The following is an 18237-nucleotide window of genomic DNA, read 5'->3' on the forward strand; positions in this document are numbered from 1 at the left end:
AACTCGATGCGCTTCAACCGGATTCTGCTGGCCACCACCCTCGTCGTCGTCGCCCTGGTCCTCCAGGTGAGCGTGCTCGCCCGGCTGCACCTGCCCGGCGCCGTGCCCGACCTGGTACTGCTCACCGTGCTCGGCCTCGCCCTGGTCTACGGCCATGTCGGCGGCGCCCTCGTGGGCTTCGGTGCCGGACTCCTCGCCGACCTCGCCCCGCCCGCCGACCACGCGGCCGGCCGCTACGCGCTCGTGCTGTGCGTCATCGGCTACCTCGCCGGACTCGTCAGGCCGGAGAACGGCCGGCTGAAGTCGGCCACCGCCCCGCTGGCCGTGGTGGCCGTCGCCGCGGTCGGCACCACCCTGCTGTACGCCCTCGTCGGCGCCCTCGTCGGCGACACGGCCGCCCGCCATGTGGGCCTGCCCGGACTGCTCTTCACGGCCGCCGTGTACGACCTGCTGCTCGCGCCGTTCGTGGTGCCCGGGGTGATGGCGCTGGCCCGCCGCGCCGACCACGACCCGCTCACCGAGGCGGGCTCGGCCGCCAAGTCCTCGGACATCTCCTCCGGCTGGCTCTCCTCCGGCACCGGGCTGCGCATCGGCGGACAGCGCGGCGGTATCGGGCTGAAGGTGAAGGCGGCCCGCGCGCGCACGGCGCGTGCCGGGCGCATCAAGGGGGTCAAACGGCTGTGAGCACGGCAGAGTTCACCCGTTCGGGCGAGGCGGCACGGAACCGGCGGGCGTCGGCCCTTCGTTCCTCACTCGTACACACGGCGGGAGCCGTCCGCAGGGCGAAGGCCATGCCCGGGGCGGAGGCCGCGAGTGCGGCGCGAGCCGTCCGCACGACGGCATCCACGGCCATCGGCTGAAAGGGGGAGGCAGCAGTGACCAACATTCCCGAGACCGGGCGGACCCCACGCGTCCAGACCAGGCTCGTCGTGATCCAGATCCTCGTCCTCTCCCTGCTCGGCACGCTCGGCGGCCGGCTCTGGTACCTCCAGATCCGTGAGGGCGAGGCCTACGCCAAGGAGGCCTCCGGCAACCACGTCCAGCAGGTCGTCCAGCCCGCCGTGCGCGGGTCGATCCTGGACGCGCGCGGCGTGCCCCTCGCGGACAACGAGACCCGGCTGGTCGTCTCCGCCTCCCGCACCGACCTGCTGAAGATGCGCGACGACGGCGACGCCGTCCTCACCAAACTCGCCGGTGTGCTCGGTATGGAGCCCAAGGAGGTCAAGGAGAAGGTCCGGCTCTGCGACGCCGAGACCCCCCAGCCCTGCTGGAACGGCTCGCCCTACCAGCCCATCCCCATCACCGACGAGGCCACCCCGCGCCAGGCCCTCCAGATCCGCGAGCGGGCCGAGGACTTCCCCGGCATCACCGCCGAGCCGCAGGCCGTACGCCGCTACCCGGCACCCGGCAAGGCCAACACCGGGCAGGTGCTCGGCTACCTCTCCCCGGTCACCGACGAGGAGATCCAGAAGGCCAAGGACACCGACTCCCCCTTCCTGCGCTCCGACCAGGTCGGCCGCTCCGGCCTGGAGCGGGAGTACGACAAGGAACTCCGCGGCAAGGCCGGCGTCACCCGCTACGAGGTCGACAACCTCGGCCGCGTCATCGGCCGGGCCGAGTCCGACCCGGCGCAGCCCGGCTCCCACCTGGTCACCAGCATCGACGCCCGCGTGCAGCGCGTCGCGGAGTACGAGCTGAACGAGGCCATGAAGACGGCACGCCAGCAGTGGGACCGCAACACCCAGGAGCGCTACAAGGCCGACGCGGGCGCCGTCGTCGTGATGGAGGCCAGAACCGGCCGGATCGTCGCCATGGCCTCCAACCCGACCTACGACCCCAACGCCTGGGTCGGCGGCATCTCCTCCAAGGACTACGCCGCGCTCACCGGCAAGGACTCCAACTACCCCCTGCTGAACCGCGCCATCCAGGGCCAGGCCGCCCCCGGCTCGATCTTCAAGGTGGTCTCCTCGGCCGCCGCCGTCCGCGCCGGATACGACTTCAACGGCCGCTACGACTGCTCCAGCGCGTACAACGTCGGCGGCCAGGTCTTCAAGAACTTCGAGTCGCAGAACCACGGCCCCATCAGCATCGGCCGCGCCCTGGAGGTCTCCTGCGACACCGTCTACTACCGCCTCGCGCACGCGCAGTGGCAGAAGGACGGTGGCATCAACCCGAAGAAGAAGCCCAACGACTGGTTCTTCAAGACCGCGCACCAGTTCGGCCTCGGCGACGAGACCGGCATCGACCTGCCCAACGAGGTCACCGGCCGGGTCCCCGACCGCGAATGGAAGCAGCGGTTCTGGGAGGCCAACAAGGACGCCTGGTGCAAGAGCGGCAAGAAGGACGGCGACTACGTCGAGCGGATCGCCTACGAGAACTGCCTCGAAGGCAACAAGATGCGCGCCGGTGACGAGATCAACTACTCCATCGGCCAGGGCGACACCCTGGTGACGCCGATCCAGATGGCGACGATCTACGCGGCCATCTCCAACGGCGGCACGCTCTACGACCCGACCATCGGCAAGGCCGTGATCAGCGCCGACGGCAAGGACATCACCCCCATCAAGCCCAGCGCGCACGGCAAGCTCCCCGTGGACCGGGCCACCCTGAGCCAGATGGACGAGGCCCTCGCGGGCGTCGCCACCCGCGGTACGGCCGCCTGGCGGTTCGGCGGCTGGCCGCAGGACGAGATCGAGATGCACGCCAAGACCGGTACCGCCGAGGTCTACGGCAAGCAGACCACCTCCTGGTTCGCCACGTACACCAGGGACTACGCGATCGTCATGACGATCTCCCAGGGCGGTACCGGCTCCGGTGCCTCCGGCCCCGCCGTCCGCAACATCTACGACGCCCTGTACGGCGTCGCCGACGACGGAGCCGTCAGCAGCAAGGACGCCCTGCTGCCGACCCCGCAGAAGACCCTGCCGAAGATCCGCAAGGACGGCTCGATCTCCGCGCCGAAACTGTCCAAGGACCCGGCGAAGGACCAGCAGGCCTTCCAGCAGGGCACCGTCGAGACGGCCGACGGCGCCGTCGTCGGCCCCGACGGGACCACGACCGGCCCGGCTGCCGACCCGCAGCAGGACGCCGGGGCCACCGTGCCGTCCCCCGAGGCCGACAACCGCGAGACACGGCGCAGGCGGCGCACCCGCCGCCCCGGCCGGAGGAAGTGCACATGACCGGCGCCAACAGCTTCCAGGTCTCCGGCTACGGCCCCGAACGGGCCGGCTGGACGCGCCTGCTCGCCCGCGACTCGCTCGCCCGCAGGCTGGACTGGCCGATACTCACGGCCGCGCTCGCCCTGTCGTTCATCGGCTCGCTGCTGGTCTTCTCGGCGACCCGCAACCGCACCGAGATCAACCAGGGCGACCCCTACTACTTCCTCATCCGGCACCTCATGAACACCGGCATCGGCTTCGCCCTGATGGCCGGCACCGTCTGGCTCGGCCACCGCACCCTGCGCACGGCCGTGCCCCTGCTGTACGGCGCCTCGGTGTTCCTCATCCTGCTGGTGCTCACCCCGCTGGGCTCCACGGTCAACGGCGCACACTCCTGGATCGTGCTCGGCGGCGGCTTCTCCCTCCAGCCCTCGGAGTTCGTGAAGATCACGATCATCCTGGGCATGGCGATGCTGCTCGCGGCCAGAGTGGACGCCGGTGACAAGCCCTACCCGGACCACCGGACCGTGCTCCAGGCGCTGGGCCTGGCGGCCGTGCCGATGCTGATCGTGCTGCTGATGCCCGACCTCGGCTCGGTCATGGTCATGGTCATCATCGTGCTGGGCGTGCTGCTGGCCTCCGGCGCCTCCAACCGCTGGGTGTTCGGCCTGCTCGGCACCGGTGTGCTCGGCGCGCTGGCCGTCTGGCAACTGGGCGTCCTCGACGAGTACCAGATCAACCGCTTCGCCGCCTTCGCCAACCCCGACCTCGACCCCTCGGGCGTCGGCTACAACACCAACCAGGCCCGCATCGCCATCGGCTCCGGCGGCCTCACCGGCTCCGGCCTGTTCGAGGGCTCGCAGACCACCGGCCAGTTCGTGCCCGAGCAGCAGACCGACTTCGTCTTCACGGTCGCGGGCGAGGAACTCGGCTTCGTCGGCGGCGGCCTGATCATCCTGTTGCTCGGTGTGGTGCTGTGGCGGGCCTGCCGCATCGCCCGCGAGACCAGCGAGCTCTACGGCACGATCGTCGCCGCGGGCATTGTCGCCTGGTTCGCCTTCCAGGCCTTCGAGAACATCGGGATGACACTCGGGATCATGCCGGTCACCGGCCTGCCCCTGCCGTTCGTGTCGTACGGAGGGTCGTCGATGTTCGCCGTGTGGGTCGCGGTCGGCCTGCTGCAGTCCATCCGGGTGCAACGGCCCCTGTCGGCGTAGCCGTCCGCTTTCCCGCTGTTTCCCTGATGTTCGTTGACGCTTCTTGCCCTGTTGTCCTGGCCTGTCGGCCACTAGATTCAGTGCATGGCGGACACGAAGCGCGAGATCGAGCGGAAGTACGAATCCGACGACAGCGGCCTGCCCGACCTGACCGGCGTCGCCGGAGTCGCGGCCGTGGTGGACAAGGGTGTCGCGCACCTGGACGCCACCTACTACGACACGGCGGACCAGCGGCTGGCCGCCGACGCCATCACCCTGCGCCGGCGCACCGGAGGCTCCGACGCGGGCTGGCACCTCAAGTTCCCCGTCGCACCCGGCGTGCGCGACGAGATCAGCGCCCCGCTCTCCGACACCCTGCCCCGCGCCCTCGCCGGACTGCTGCGCTCACGGGTGCGGGACGCCGCGCTGGAACCCGTCGTCCGGCTGCGCTCCGACCGCGACGTGCGCGAGCTGACCGACGCCGAGGGGAGGCTGCTGGCCGAGGTCAGCGTCGACGCGGTGCGCGCCGAGCGGCTCACCCCGGGCGGCGGCCTGGCCCAGTGGACCGAGATCGAGGTGGAACTCGCCGACGACGTGGACCCGGCCTTCCTCGACGCGGTCGAGGAGCGGCTGGGCAAGGCGGGCGTACGACCGTCCTCGTCGGCGTCCAAGCTGGCCCGCGCCCTCGCCGAGACCGCCCGGCCCGACGAGACACCGGAGCGCGGAGACGCCGGGACCGGGAGCGGGAGGGACGGGAAGGCAAAGGAGAAGGCAAAGGAGAAGGCAAAGGCAAAGGGCAAGGACAAGGACAAGGACAAGACGAAGCGGCGGAAGGCGAGGAAGGAGGCGAAGGCCGGGAGCGGCGAGGCCGGGAAGGCCGGGGGCACCGGGAAAGCCGGGAAGGCCGGGAAGGCCGGGAAGGCCGCGGCATCCGGAAGGGCGACGACGGCCGGGAAGCCCGCCGGAGGCACCGCGGCCACGCCGTCGGGTGTCGCCGCCGGCGTCGCCGAGGGGGCCGTCGGCGGGGGCGGCGGCACACCGGGACCCGCGGACAGCGCGGGCGACCACGTCCTCGCGTACGTCCGCGCCCAGCGCGACGCGATCGTCGCGTACGACCCGGCCGTACGCCGTGATCTGGAGGACTCCGTGCACAGCATGCGCGTCGCCACCCGGCGCATGCGCAGCGCCTTCCGCTCCTTCGGGGGGATCCTCGACCGTTCGGTGACGGACCCGGTCGGCGAGGAGCTGAAGTGGCTCGCCGGGGAGCTCGGCGTCGACCGCGACCGGGAGGTCCTCACCGAGCGGATCACCGCCGCTCTCGACGACCTGCCCCGCACACTGCTCACCGGACCCGTGCGCGGCCGGCTGCGCACCTGGACGCACGCCCGGCGCGGGGGATCACGGCGGCGGCTGATCGCCGTCCTGGACGGCAGGCGCTACCTGCGGCTCCTCGACACGCTGGACGCGCTGATCGCCGACCCGCCGCTCTTGAAGGCGGCCACCAGCGCTCCGGAGAAGGCCGTCCGCAAGGCCGTGCGCAAGGACCTGCGGAAGCTGTCCCGCCGTGTCGAGCACGCCCTGGAGCTGGCCCCCGGCCACGAGCGCGACCTCGCCCTGCACGAGGCCCGCAAGAAGGCCAAGCGCACCCGGTACGCGGCCGAGGCGGGGGTGCCCGCGCTCGGGGACCCGGCCGCCGGGCTGGTGAAGTCGATGAAGTCCCTCCAGAACCTCCTCGGCGACCACCAGGACAGCGTCATGACCCGGGCCGCGCTGCGCGAGCTCGCCGCGCAGGCCCAGGCGGCGCAGGAGAGCTCCTTCACCTACGGCGTGCTGTACGGGCGGGAGGAGCTGCGGGCGGCCCGGGACGAGGAGGCGCTGCCGGAGCAGTGGGCCGCGATCACCTCGGGGACCGGCGTCTGAGCGTGCGGGGCGGCCCGACGGGCGCGTTAGTCTTGAGGGTCACCCCCTGTCCGTTCCGTCCAGCCCCATGAAGGTTCGCGAGATGCCTGCCGAAACCGCTGCGGCCGCCGAATCCGTGTTTCCGCAGCTCGAAGCGCTGCTCCCGCATGTGCAGAAGCCGATCCAGTACGTCGGAGGAGAGCTCAACTCCACGGTCAAGCCGTGGGAGTCCTGCGACGTCCGCTGGGCGCTGATGTACCCCGACGCGTACGAGGTCGGCCTGCCCAACCAGGGCGTCATGATCCTCTACGAGGTCCTCAACGAGCAGGAGGGCGTCCTCGCCGAGCGCACCTACAGCGTGTGGCCGGACCTGGAGGCGCTCATGCGCGAGCACGGGGTGCCGCAGTTCACCGTGGACAGCCACCGGCCGGTCGGCGCCTTCGACGTGTTCGGCCTCAGCTTCTCCACCGAGCTCGGCTACACGAACATGCTCGCCGCACTGGACCTGGCGGGCATCCCGCTGGAGTCCCGGGATCGCGGGCTGGACGACCCGATCGTGCTCGCCGGCGGCCACGCCGCGTTCAACCCGGAGCCGATCGCCGACTTCGTCGACGCGGTCGTCATCGGCGACGGTGAGCAGGCCGTCCTCGACATGACCGGCATCATCCGCGCCTGGAAGGCGGAGGGCCGCCCCGGCGGCCGCGAGGAGGTGCTGCTGCGGCTGGCGAAGACCGGCTCGGTGTACATCCCGGCGTTCTACGACGTGGAGTACCTGCCCGACGGCCGGATCGGCCGCGTCGTCCCGAACCGCAGCGGCGTGCCGTGGCGCGTGTCGAAGCACACGGTCATGGACCTCGACGAGTGGCCCTATCCGAAGCAGCCGCTGGTCCCGCTGGCCGAGACGGTCCACGAGCGGATGTCGGTGGAGATCTTCCGCGGCTGCACCCGCGGCTGCCGCTTCTGCCAGGCGGGCATGATCACCCGTCCGGTGCGGGAACGCTCGATCACCGGCATCGGCGAGATGGTCGACCGCGGTCTGAAGGCGACCGGCTTCGAGGAGGTCGGCCTGCTGTCGCTGTCCTCCGCGGACCACTCCGAGATCGGCGACGTGGCCAAGGGACTCGCGGACCGCTACGAGAAGGACAAGATCGGCCTCTCGCTGCCCTCCACCCGCGTGGACGCCTTCAACGTCGACCTGGCGAACGAGCTGACCCGCAACGGCCGCCGCTCCGGCCTGACCTTCGCCCCCGAGGGCGGCTCCGAGCGCATGCGCAAGGTCATCAACAAGATGGTCTCGGAAGAGGACCTGATCCGCACCGTCGCCACCGCCTACGGCAACGGCTGGCGCCAGGTGAAGCTGTACTTCATGTGCGGCCTGCCCACCGAGACCGACGACGACGTGCTCCAGATCGCCGACATGGCCACGCGCGTCATCCAGAAGGGCCGCGAGGTCTCCAAGTCGAACGACATCCGCTGCACGGTGTCCATCGGCGGCTTCGTGCCCAAGCCGCACACCCCCTTCCAGTGGGCGCCCCAGCTCTCCGCCGAGGAGACCGACGCCCGCCTGGAGAAGCTCCGCGACAAGATCCGCGGCGACAGGAAGTACGGCCGCTCCATCGGCTTCCGCTACCACGACGGCAAGCCCGGCATCGTCGAGGGCCTCCTCTCCCGCGGCGACCGCCGCGTGGGCGCCGTCATCCGCGCGGTCTACGAGGACGGCGGCCGCTTCGACGGCTGGCGCGAGCACTTCTCCTACGACCGCTGGATGAACTGCGCCGACAAGGCACTCACCCCCTTCGGCGTCGACGTCGCCTGGTACACCACCCGCGAGCGCGCCTACGAGGAGGTCCTCCCCTGGGACCACCTCGACTCCGGCCTCGACAAGGACTGGCTCTGGGAGGACTGGCAGGACGCCCTCGACGAAACAGAGGTCGAGGACTGCCGCTGGACCCCGTGCTTCGACTGCGGGGTCTGTCCTGCCATGGACACGGCGATTCAGATCGGCCCGACCGGCAAGAAGCTGCTCCCGCTGACGGTCAAGCAGGACGCCGGGGCTGGCAGCGGACACACTCACTGACGAGAGCGGCGAGGCGTCGCGGCGCCTCGCGCGTGCCCTGCGGGAGCCGGCGAGGCGGAAGCGGCAGCCGTCCCGCGAGCGCCGGGTGCCGAGCACGGCCGGCGGGGAGCGTGCGCGCGCCGCCGCCGCGGCCGCCCGCCCGGGGTCCGCGACCGTCCACGCGGAGGTGCAGTGGATCCGGGGGCTGCCGGTCCCGACGGCAGCGCACGAGGTGCTGCCGTCGCCCGAGTGGCCCCTTTCCGCTCGCACGGCTTCCGGCGGATTCCTAGCGTGGCCGTACGCGCTGCGTAGGAGGTAGCCATGCCGGAACGCGAGCCACCTGCGGACAGTTCCCGGTGGGAGAGCAGGGGAGACGGCTCCCTTCCTCCTGGGCAGCCGCAGCCCCCTGCCGCGCCGCCGCGGAAGAGCCGGCCGAGTCGTGGCTGTCTGTGGGGGTGCGTCGGAGCTCTGGCCGCGGTGATCGTCATCGTCGTGGTTGTGGTGCTTGTCGTTGCAGGGGGCGGCGGCGACGAGAGCACGACACCGGCGCCCAGCAGCACCACGCCGCGTGACACGCCGCGGAACGCGACGACCTCGCAGGAGCCGCAGGGCGAGCGAGCGGACCTCATCAGCTTCCAGCTGGACGATCGTTCACAGGCCGGGATCACCAACATCTGGATCGTTTGGACGATCAAGAACAGCAGCAGCGAGAAGTCCGACTACTCATGGGACTGGGAGGCTGTCGACGCCGACGGAACCCGACTGGCGAACGGGAGTCAGCTGGAGACCGACGTACAACCCGGCCAGACGGCCCAGGGCGAGTACCCCACGACGCTCAAGACCATGCAAGGCGTCACACTCAACATCACCAGCTTCAACCGGACCGCCAGCTTCTGAGTAGGTCGGCGGTGGCTGGGTCGGCAACCGACGAGGATCGCCGACGGGTTCGGGATCACGCCACGAGGTCATGGCGGATCACTCGCCGATCCCGATGCGGCCGGAACTGCACGACGTCGGCCGCCGAAGCACCCTTCGAGCGGCAACGTCGAAGAAGCTCAGTGACTTCCCAGATCGGCTCAGGACGCCGATCTGACTCCTTTAGCATTGAACGAGATTTGGAGTCTGGCTGCATGCTTGGGGAGTTGCAGCGTGTCGCTAGTGTGAGAGCCGTTCCTTCTTTACGCTCGTGGCATGCCGACAGCGCATGACGTAAAGGAAATCGCGAAAAACTCCGCCCTAGTACTGTCTTTGCTTGTCAATACCATTGCGTTCTCTTTCAGTGCGTACGTAGATTTCATCGATTATGGCAGGCATACGGTCATTTCTGCAACCCTGCGATTCGTGATCGCTGTACTCAGTGTCGCGGCTCTCTTCAGAGTGGCGACTCGACTGTTAGGGCTTGCGCAGCCTGGGCAGCTGGTTTTGCCGGGATTGGGGAAACGAGACCTTTGGGCCGACCCCCTCGTTCTGGCCGCTGAAGCGGCCGCCCTTCCTATGTTGTTCATTCCTATCTGGATTGAACTAAAAAGCCCTTCCACGGAGTGGAGGCCTGACGGGATGCTGTTGGCGTCCGCCTGTGTGGGTTTCCTGTTCGCGGTCGGATTGCTGGTTCGGGCGCTAGTGATGGGGCGTGTGGGATTCGGGTGGATTGCCGTGGGGTCACTCCTGCCCGTGCTGGGGTTCCTGCAGTTCGCATATACTGCGTTCTACAAGCCTGCCAATGAGCGTCCCCGTGTAGATGTTTCAACAAATGTTGAAAGAGTGGATTCAGTGAACGGTGTCGCTCGCTTGAAAGGTGTCGTCACACTGAAGAACAACGGCGAGTCCTCTGCTCAGGTTCTTCGGGCTGTTTATGTGGTGACTGAGCATCGGATCGGGTCGCCGGTCGACATGGCGCGGAGTCAGGCGCGAGATGTCCTGGATCTGTCAGGCAAGGATAGGCGGCACCCTGGTCGCTTCGTTGCGCTTCTGACGACCGATGACATTCTCGCTTCTGGAGACAGTCTGGGTCCGGGAGAGAGTCTATCTCGTTCATTTGTCTTCGATGCGCGAGAGCATCGGCAGGATCTGGTTCGACTGACTGCGTATATCTCCATGGTCACCCCGGGTGGCGACTCCAAGCTTGCGCACTGCAGGGCGAAATCCTCTCTCAACTCCTGCTCGCGGCGAGATTTTCCTCCTGAAAGTTGGATCAGGAGTAAGCTTGATGATGGTCCATTTGCGCAGACGGTATTGAAGCTCGACATGTTGCCGAAAGAAGCCCCCTATCTGGAAACGAAATACGGGTCGCGGCAAGGGGCGTCGAGTCATGGCGTCGAAATCGAATCAGTCGATCCTCTGGTTCGTGACGAATTCAGACAAGTGATCGCTGAATACCGTCTAGATCCGTAGGACGGCTGGCCCGATGAGCCTCTGTCGTCCTGGGGTGCGAGTGCAACGGGCGGGCCCGCCGGGGCGTTCGGGATGCCGTGGCGACGCGGATGGCGGAGGGTGGAGGCGGGGGCCGGCGGCGTAGCGGGGCTGTTCCGTCCGGCGGACGAGCACGTCGTCGACCGGCGTCACCGGCGTACGGCGCTCCGCCCGGGCCGGGCGGTCGCGCGGCCACGCCGGCCCGTTCCGCGACGGACACGGAAGGACCACGTCACATGTCGAGCGCACCGGTGATGCACCTGCCCCTCGTCGACGACTGCGCGGCCGAGAACTGCGCCTACAACACCGAGCACACCTGCCATGCCGCGGCCATCACGGTCGGGGACGTCCGCAGCGCCGTCTGCGACACGTACGTGAGCACGGACATGGCGGGCGGCGAGCCGTCCGTCACCGGCCGTGTGGGCGCCTGCAAGATGGCCGACTGCCGGCACAACGTCGGCCTGGAGTGCCACGCGTCGGCGATCACCGTGGGATTCCACGAGAACGAGATCGACTGCCTCTCCTACTCCCCGGCCTGACCACCAAGCCCCACGCCCCAGGCCCCGGGCCCCACGCCCCACGCCCCGCGCGCCACCGCCTCGTTCCCGGCGCGAGCCCTGGCACGGGCCCGTCGGCGTGGGCCGTGGCCCTGCCGCTGCGCCCTCGCCGGGCTGCCGCCGGTGGTGGCCGCCAAGGAGCGGCGGGGCCGTGACTGCTTCGCAACGCGGGGCGGTGATCCGCAGGGGCGGGAGACGCGTCCTTGGGGGTATGGAACCGCAGAAGCCGTCGCCCGAGCCTCCTCGCGGGGCGGAGGGGTGCCTGGTCACCGCCGTCCGCCTGCCCGTGCGGATCGTCGTGCTCGTCCTGGTCGTTCCCGTGCGCATGGCCTGGGACGTCCTGGTCGCGGCGGGACGGCTGCTGAACGACGCCGTGCTGCGGCCTCTGGGCCGGGCGCTGCTGTGGGCCGGGCGGGCCGTGTTCGTCCTGCCGCTGGCCGCCCTGTGGCGGTACGTGCTGGCGCCGTCCGGGCACGCCCTCGGCTGGGTGCTGCGCCGGCTCGGCGCCGGACTCGCCCGGCTCGGGCGGGTGCTCGTCGCCGTGCCGGCCGGGTGGCTGTACCGGACCGTGCTGGTGCCGTCCGGGCACGTCGTCGCCCGGGCGGTGCGTGGTGCCGGTGCGGTCCTCGCCCGGGCGGTGCGTGGTGCCGGAGCGGTCCTCGCCCGGGCGGTGCGCGGTGTCGCCGCGGTCCTCGCCCGGGCGCTGCGGGGGACGGCCGCCGCACTCGGCCGGCTCTGCGCGCGGCTGCTCGTGCCGGCCGGGCGCGGGGCGCTGTACCTCGTGGCGGCGGTGCTCGCCGTCGTCGTCCTCGTCGTGCGATACCTCGTCGTGGTGCCCGCCGGGTGGTTGTACCGCCGGGTGCTCACGCCGCTGGGGCACGTGACCGCCTGGTGCGCCCGCGGCCTGTGGCGGGTGCTCGTCACGGCCGCCACGGCGACCGGGGCCGCCCTGTACTGGACCGCGCGGGTGCTGGTCGCGCTGCCGCTGGCCGCCCTGTGGCGGCACGTGCTGGTGCCGGCGGGCCGCCTGCTCGCGGTCGTGGCGCGGGAGACGGGCGAGGCGCTCGGGCACGCCTGGCGGGTGGCGGGCTACCTGTCGCGCGCCGTCGGCCGGTTCCTCGCCGCCGCCTTCCGGAGGATCGTCGTCGAGCCCGTGCGCTGGGTGTACCGGACGGTCCTCACACCCGTCGGGCACGCCGTCCGCGACATCGTGCTGCGCCCTGCCGCCGAGGCCGCGCGCACCGTGGGCAGGGTGACCCGGCAGACCCTCGCGGTGGCGTGGGAAACCGCCGGGCAGGCCCTCGCGGCGGCACGGGAAGCCGCCCGGCAGGCCCGCGCAGACGTCCGCCGGGTGCTCTTCGGAGAGCCCCGGCAGAGGGTGGAAGAGGTCCGGCGGGAACCCGAGGCCCGCGAGGCACGTACTCTAGGTAGCAGTACGACCGTTCTCACGAAGGACTAGGACACTGGGCAAGCGACAGCCCGAAGGCCCGCCGCCGGCACCCGCGGTGCAGCGCATCCGACTGCGTTACACCAAGCGCGGCCGCCTGAGGTTCACCAGCCACCGCGACTTCCAGCGCGCGTTCGAGCGTGCGCTGCGCCGCGCCGAGGTCCCGATGGCCTACTCGGCCGGTTTCACGCCGCATCCCAAGGTGTCCTACGCCAATGCCGCACCCACCGGCACGGGCAGTGAGGCGGAGTATCTGGAGATCGCGCTCGCCGAAGCGCGCGACCCGGAGACACTGCGCGCCCTCCTCGACGCGTCGCTGCCCCCCGGGCTCGACGTGACCGAGGCGGTCGAGGCCCGTACCCCGGGGCTCGCCGACCGGCTCACCGCCTCCGTGTGGGAGCTGCGCCTGGACGGCGTGGACCCGGCGGACGCGAGTCGTGCGGTGGCCGCCTTCAACGGCGCCGAGACCGTCGAGGTCGAGCGGATGACGAAGAACGGCATCCGCGTCTTCGACGCCCGCCCCGCGGTAGTCGCCCTGGACAGCGCGGCGGAGACCGCGCCGGAGACCGGCGGGGACCGCTCGGAAACGCATCGTTCGCCGGCTGATAGGCCGAGCGACCGGCCCTGTGCGATACTGCGGCTGGTTGTTCGGCACGTGACGCCTGCCGTGCGACCCGACGACGTCCTGTCCGGTCTTCGCGCCGTGGCCGACCTGGCGCCGCCGGTCCCCGCAGCGGTGACCAGGCTGGCGCAGGGGCTGTTCGATGAAGAGACCGGCACGGTGACCGACCCGCTCGCGCCCGACCGCGAGGCAGCAGCGGCCCATCCGGCCGCGGCGACTGCCGCCGCGAAGGAGCCTGCGTAGGGAAGTCCCGCGAAGGGACGGACGTCGAAGCGCCGCCCTCGTACTCGGGAGCCACCTGGGTCGGGCAGCGCACCCACCAGAAGACTTTCGCCAGGCCGTAAGCGACAAGGCGTACGGAACCGGCGAGACAGGACACAGAGAGCTCCCGTGCGGCGCCCGCGCCCCGGACGGCGGCACACGCGCACCGCGCGAGCCGCGGACGTCACCGGCATTCGCCGGACCTCGGCGCGGCGCCCGGGAGCCTGACGGGAGACAAGCCCGCATGCTCGAACCGACTGAGCCCGTCGAGGGTTCCGAACCGAACACCCCCAGCGACACCCTGCCGCCGCGTCGTCGGCGCCGTGCCGCTTCCCGACCGGCGGGCCCGCCCGCCGCGACCGCCGACACGCCCGAGGAGATCGTGGCGCCCGTGGACCCGGCCGACCCCACCGAGGCGGAGCCGGACGCCGGGGCCGAGCCCGAGCCCGTCGCCCGGCAGGCTGCGGAGCCCGAGGAGGCGTCCGCGCCGCGTACGCGGCGTCGTGCCGCCCGTCGGGCGTCCGCGCCCGCCGGTGCCCCGCAGGCCGCGGAAGCCGCGGAGGTCGTGGTGGCCGCCGCACCGGACTCCGCCGGGACCGAGGCGGCCGAGCCGGTGGCCGAGGCGGAGACCGCGACGGTGGAGACCGCGACGGTGGAGAGCGCGACGGCGGAGGCCGCCGCGCCGCGTACGCGGCGTCGTGCCGCCCGTCGGGCGTCCGCACCGGCCGGTGCTCCGCAGGCCGCCGACGCCGCCGAGGCCCCGGCACCCGCCGAGGCCCCCGAGCCCGTCGCCCGGCAGGCTGCGGAGCCCGAGGAGGCGTCCGCGCCGCGTACGCGGCGTCGTGCCGCCCGTCGGGCGTCCGCGCCCGCCGGTGCCCCGCAGGCAGCCGAGGCCGCGGAGGCGGCCGAGACCGTGACGGCCCCCGAGACGCCCGCCACCGAGGCCGGGACCGAGACCGCCCCGGCCGCGGAGGAGGACGCCGCACCGCGCCGTGCGCGTCGCCGCGCCACCCGTCGCGTCGCGGCTCCGGCCGCTTCCGCCGAGACCGCGCAGGCCGGGCAGGACGCCGGGACCGAGCAGGCCCCGGAGGCGCCGCAGGCGCCCCAGCCCGCCGGAACCGACCGGCCGGCCGAGCCCGCCGCGGCCGAGCCCGCGCCGGAGGACACGGCCGCGCCGCGCCGCCGCCGCAGGGCCGTCCGCAAGGCGGCGGCCGGCTTCTCCGAGCCCGCCGCCCGGGCCGCCGCACCCGCCGAGCCCGCCGCCGAGGAGAGCGCCGCACCCCAGCCGTCGCGCCGCCGTCCGGCGCGCCCCGCGGTCGCGGTGTTCCAGGCGCCGGTGTTCGCCGAGCCGAAGTTCCAGACGCCCGAGCGCGCCGCGGCCGAGGCCGCCGCGTCCGCCGCGGAGGAGACCACCGGGGACAGCGAGAGCACGGAGCCCGAGGAGGTCGCCGAGGAGCAGGCCGCGCCGCGCCGCCGGCGCCGCCGCCGCGCCGCCGACGGGGACGGTGAGCCCGCCCGGCCGGCGGAGCCGGCCGCGCCCGCCGCCGAGGAGGACGCGGAGGACGAGACCTCCGCCGAGGACGCCGCGGACGGCGACGACGACTCCGAGGAGACCGGCTCGCGCCGTCGCCGCCGTCGCGGCGGCCGCCGTCGCCGTCGCGGCGACTCCGCCGACGCCGACTCCGCCGACGTCGAGTCCGCCGACGCCGGTGACACCGAGGAGTCCGCCGCCGAGCAGGCCGCGCAGGACGCCGAGGACACCGCCGAGCAGGAGGAAGAGGACGCCGAGGACGAGCAGGCCGACGAGGCCGGCGGCTCCAGCGCCTCCAGCCGTCGGCGCCGTCGGCGCCGCCGCCGCGCCGGGGACGGCTCCTCCGCCGCCGAGTCCGGCGAGGGCGATCCCGAGCGCACCGTCGTCAAGGTCCGTGAGCCCCGCAAGGCCGCCGAGCCGTCCGACGAGGTGCAGTCCATCAAGGGCTCCACCCGCCTGGAGGCCAAGAAGCAGCGCCGCCGCGAAGGCCGCGAGCAGGGCCGCCGCCGCGTCCCGATCATCACCGAGGCCGAGTTCCTCGCCCGGCGCGAGGCCGTGGAGCGTGTGATGGTCGTCCGCCAGCACGGCGACCGCACCCAGATCGGCGTCCTCGAGGACAACGTGCTCGTCGAGCACTACGTCAACAAGGAGCAGTCGACCTCGTACGTCGGCAACGTCTACCTCGGCAAGGTGCAGAACGTGCTGCCGTCGATGGAGGCCGCCTTCATCGACATCGGCAAGGGCCGCAACGCCGTCCTGTACGCCGGCGAGGTCAACTTCGAGGCGCTCGGCCTGTCCAACGGGCCGCGCCGCATCGAGTCCGCGCTGAAGTCCGGCCAGTCCGTGCTCGTCCAGGTCACCAAGGACCCCATCGGGCACAAGGGCGCGCGCCTGACCAGCCAGGTCTCCCTGCCGGGCCGCTACCTCGTGTACGTCCCCGAGGGCTCCATGACCGGCATCAGCCGCAAGCTGCCGGACACCGAGCGGTCCCGGCTGAAGACCATCCTCAAGAAGATCGTCCCCGAGGACGCGGGCGTCATCGTGCGCACCGCCGCCGAGGGCGCCAGCGAGGACGAGCTGCGCCGCGACGTCGAACGGCTCCAGTCGCAGTGGGAGGACATCCGCAAGAAGGCCAAGAGCGGCAACGCCCCGACGCTGCTCTACGGCGAGCCGGACATGACCGTCCGGGTCGTGCGGGACATCTTCAACGAGGACTTCTCCAAGGTCGTCGTCAGCGGTGACGACGCCTGGCAGACCATCCACGGCTACGTCTCGCATGTCGCGCCCGACCTGGCCGACCGGCTGTCCAGGTGGACCTCCGAGGTCGACGTCTTCGCGACGTACCGGATCGACGAGCAGCTCGCCAAGGCGCTGGACCGCAAGGTGTGGCTGCCCAGCGGCGGCTCCCTGGTGATCGACAAGACCGAGGCCATGGTCGTCGTCGACGTGAACACCGGCAAGTTCACCGGCCAGGGCGGCAACCTTGAGGAGACCGTCACCAGGAACAACCTGGAGGCGGCCGAGGAGATCGTGCGCCAGCTGCGGCTGCGCGACCTCGGCGGCATCGTGGTCATCGACTTCATCGACATGGTCCTGGAGTCCAACCGCGACCTGGTGCTGCGCCGCCTGCTGGAGTGCCTCGGCCGGGACCGTACGAAGCACCAGGTGGCCGAGGTGACCTCGCTGGGCCTGGTCCAGATGACCCGCAAGCGGGTCGGCCAGGGGCTGCTGGAGTCGTTCTCGGAGACCTGCGTCCACTGCAACGGGCGCGGTGTCATCGTGCACATGGAGCAGGCCACGGCGGCCGGGGGCGGCGGCAAGCGCCGCAAGCGCGCCCGCGCCGGTGCCGCCGACCACGAGCACGAGGCCGTGGCCGCGGAGCAGCCGGCGGTGACCGCCGAGCAGGAGGCGGAGAGCGAGGCCGAGACGCCCGTGGAGACGGTTCCGGCCGCCGCCGTGGCCTCCGCCGCGGAGCCGGCGGCGGACACGTTCGCGCCGGACGAGGAGCTGTACAGCAGCGTCGCCGAGGCGGAGGCCGCGGCCTCCCGCGGCCGTTCGCGGCGGCGCACCGGCCGGCGCGCCTCGGCTCCGGCCGGTGCGCCCCGGGCGGAGACCGCGCCCCGGTCCGGAGCCGGTCAGCGGCGTGCGGCCGAGACGGCCTCGCCGTCCGCTGTGTCCGCGCCGTCCACGGCCGAGGACGTGACCGTCGCCGAAGAGGTGGAGCGCCCGGTGCAGCCGGAGTCCGCCGCACAGGTGCAGGCCGAGCCGGCCGCCGTGGAGGACCCGGTCCTGCACGCGGCGTCCCCGGCCGCTCCGGTGGCCGAGGAGGCCGCTCCCCAGGGCCGCACCAGGCGCCGTGCCACCCGCAAGGTGTCCGCGCCGGCCGGATCGCCCGAGGGCGCCGAGGCCGCCGTGGTGACGGTCGCCGAGCCGGCGGCACCGGACGCTCCCCAGGAGGCGGCACCGGTGGCCGCCGAAGCACCGGCCGAGGCACCTGCCGAGGACGCCGCTCCGGCTCGTCCGCGGCGCCGAGCCGTGCGCAAGGCCACCGCGCCGACCACGTCCGAGGACACGGCCGTCGTGGTCGTTCCCGCGGCGGAGGTCCCGGCGGGTGAGGCCCCGGCGGGTGAGGCCCCGGCGGGCGAGGCCCCCGCGGCCGAAGCCGCCGGTGAGACCGCACCGGCCGCCGGATCCGCCGAGTCCGCCGAGTCCGCCGAGTCCGCCGAGGCTTCGGCGGAGGCCGCTCCGGCCAAGAAGGCGGCGGCGCGCAAGACGGCCAAGAAGGCCACCGCGAAGAAGGCCGCCACCAAGAAGACGGCGGCCACGAAGAAGACCGCCGCCAAGAAGACGACGGCCAAGAAGGCGGCGAAGAGCGCGACCGCCAAGACGGCAGCGAAGAAGACCGCGTCGAAGAAGACCGTTGCGGCGCAGCCGACGCTGCCCACCGTGACGGCCTCCACCGACGAGGACTGAGCCGCCGCCCGGCCGGGCCCCCGGCCGGTCCGGGCAACCGGTCCGGGCAACCGGTCCGGGCGGACACCCCCGCGGTGCCCGCCCGGACCGGCCGCTGTCCGCGGCCGCCTCCCCGGCGCCCGGACCGC

Annotated in this window: 11 protein-coding genes; all 11 read left to right on the top strand. The window is 72.2% G+C overall.

What is annotated here, in order from left to right; genetic code table 11:
* Positions 1-6: 6 nt before the first annotated feature.
* The 11 genes from mreD to AC5K6T_RS03185 all read left to right on the top strand — a co-directional run bounded on the left by mreD (position 7) and on the right by AC5K6T_RS03185 (position 18109).
* On the top strand, positions 7-684 hold the full coding sequence (gene mreD, locus AC5K6T_RS03135; RefSeq protein ID WP_493205388.1) for a rod shape-determining protein MreD: 678 nt from the start codon (positions 7-9) through the stop codon (positions 682-684).
* Positions 685-875: 191 nt separating this feature from the next.
* Positions 876-3179 carry a penicillin-binding protein 2 gene (gene mrdA, locus AC5K6T_RS03140; RefSeq protein WP_493205389.1) on the top strand — a complete coding sequence of 768 codons (2304 nt, stop codon included), beginning with the start codon at positions 876-878 and terminating at the stop codon, positions 3177-3179.
* Positions 3176-4375: a rod shape-determining protein RodA gene (rodA, locus tag AC5K6T_RS03145; protein ID WP_493205391.1), complete on the top strand. Its 1200-nt coding sequence runs from the start codon at positions 3176-3178 to the stop codon at positions 4373-4375. Before mrdA ends, rodA begins: the two co-directional genes overlap by 4 nt.
* An 84-nt stretch (positions 4376-4459) precedes the next feature.
* Positions 4460-6274, top strand: a complete 1815-nt coding sequence (locus AC5K6T_RS03150) for a CYTH and CHAD domain-containing protein (protein WP_493205393.1) — start codon at positions 4460-4462, stop codon at positions 6272-6274.
* 82 nt (positions 6275-6356) lie between these two features.
* The gene (locus AC5K6T_RS03155; RefSeq protein ID WP_493205394.1) at positions 6357-8330 is read left to right on the top strand and encodes a TIGR03960 family B12-binding radical SAM protein; all 1974 of its coding nucleotides are present in this window, start codon (positions 6357-6359) and stop codon (positions 8328-8330) included.
* 456 nt (positions 8331-8786) lie between these two features.
* Entirely contained in the window at positions 8787-9206 is a 420-nt protein-coding gene (locus tag AC5K6T_RS03160) for a hypothetical protein (protein WP_493205396.1), read from the top strand.
* Positions 9207-9500: 294 nt separating this feature from the next.
* The gene (locus tag AC5K6T_RS03165) at positions 9501-10700 is read left to right on the top strand and encodes a hypothetical protein (protein ID WP_493205398.1); all 1200 of its coding nucleotides are present in this window, start codon (positions 9501-9503) and stop codon (positions 10698-10700) included.
* A gap of 254 nt (positions 10701-10954) precedes the next feature.
* A complete protein-coding gene (locus AC5K6T_RS03170) occupies positions 10955-11257 on the top strand; it encodes a DUF1540 domain-containing protein (RefSeq protein ID WP_493205399.1) in 303 nt (100 codons plus the stop codon).
* A 229-nt stretch (positions 11258-11486) separates the two neighbouring features.
* The gene (locus tag AC5K6T_RS03175; protein ID WP_493205401.1) at positions 11487-12734 is read left to right on the top strand and encodes a hypothetical protein; all 1248 of its coding nucleotides are present in this window, start codon (positions 11487-11489) and stop codon (positions 12732-12734) included.
* A gap of 46 nt (positions 12735-12780) precedes the next feature.
* The gene (locus tag AC5K6T_RS03180) at positions 12781-13587 is read left to right on the top strand and encodes a TIGR03936 family radical SAM-associated protein (protein WP_493205402.1); all 807 of its coding nucleotides are present in this window, start codon (positions 12781-12783) and stop codon (positions 13585-13587) included.
* Positions 13588-13849: 262 nt separating this feature from the next.
* Positions 13850-18109 carry an Rne/Rng family ribonuclease gene (locus AC5K6T_RS03185; protein WP_493205404.1) on the top strand — a complete coding sequence of 1420 codons (4260 nt, stop codon included), beginning with the start codon at positions 13850-13852 and terminating at the stop codon, positions 18107-18109.
* Positions 18110-18237 lie beyond the last annotated feature (128 nt).

The organism is Streptomyces sp. B8-7 (genome assembly GCF_058833805.1).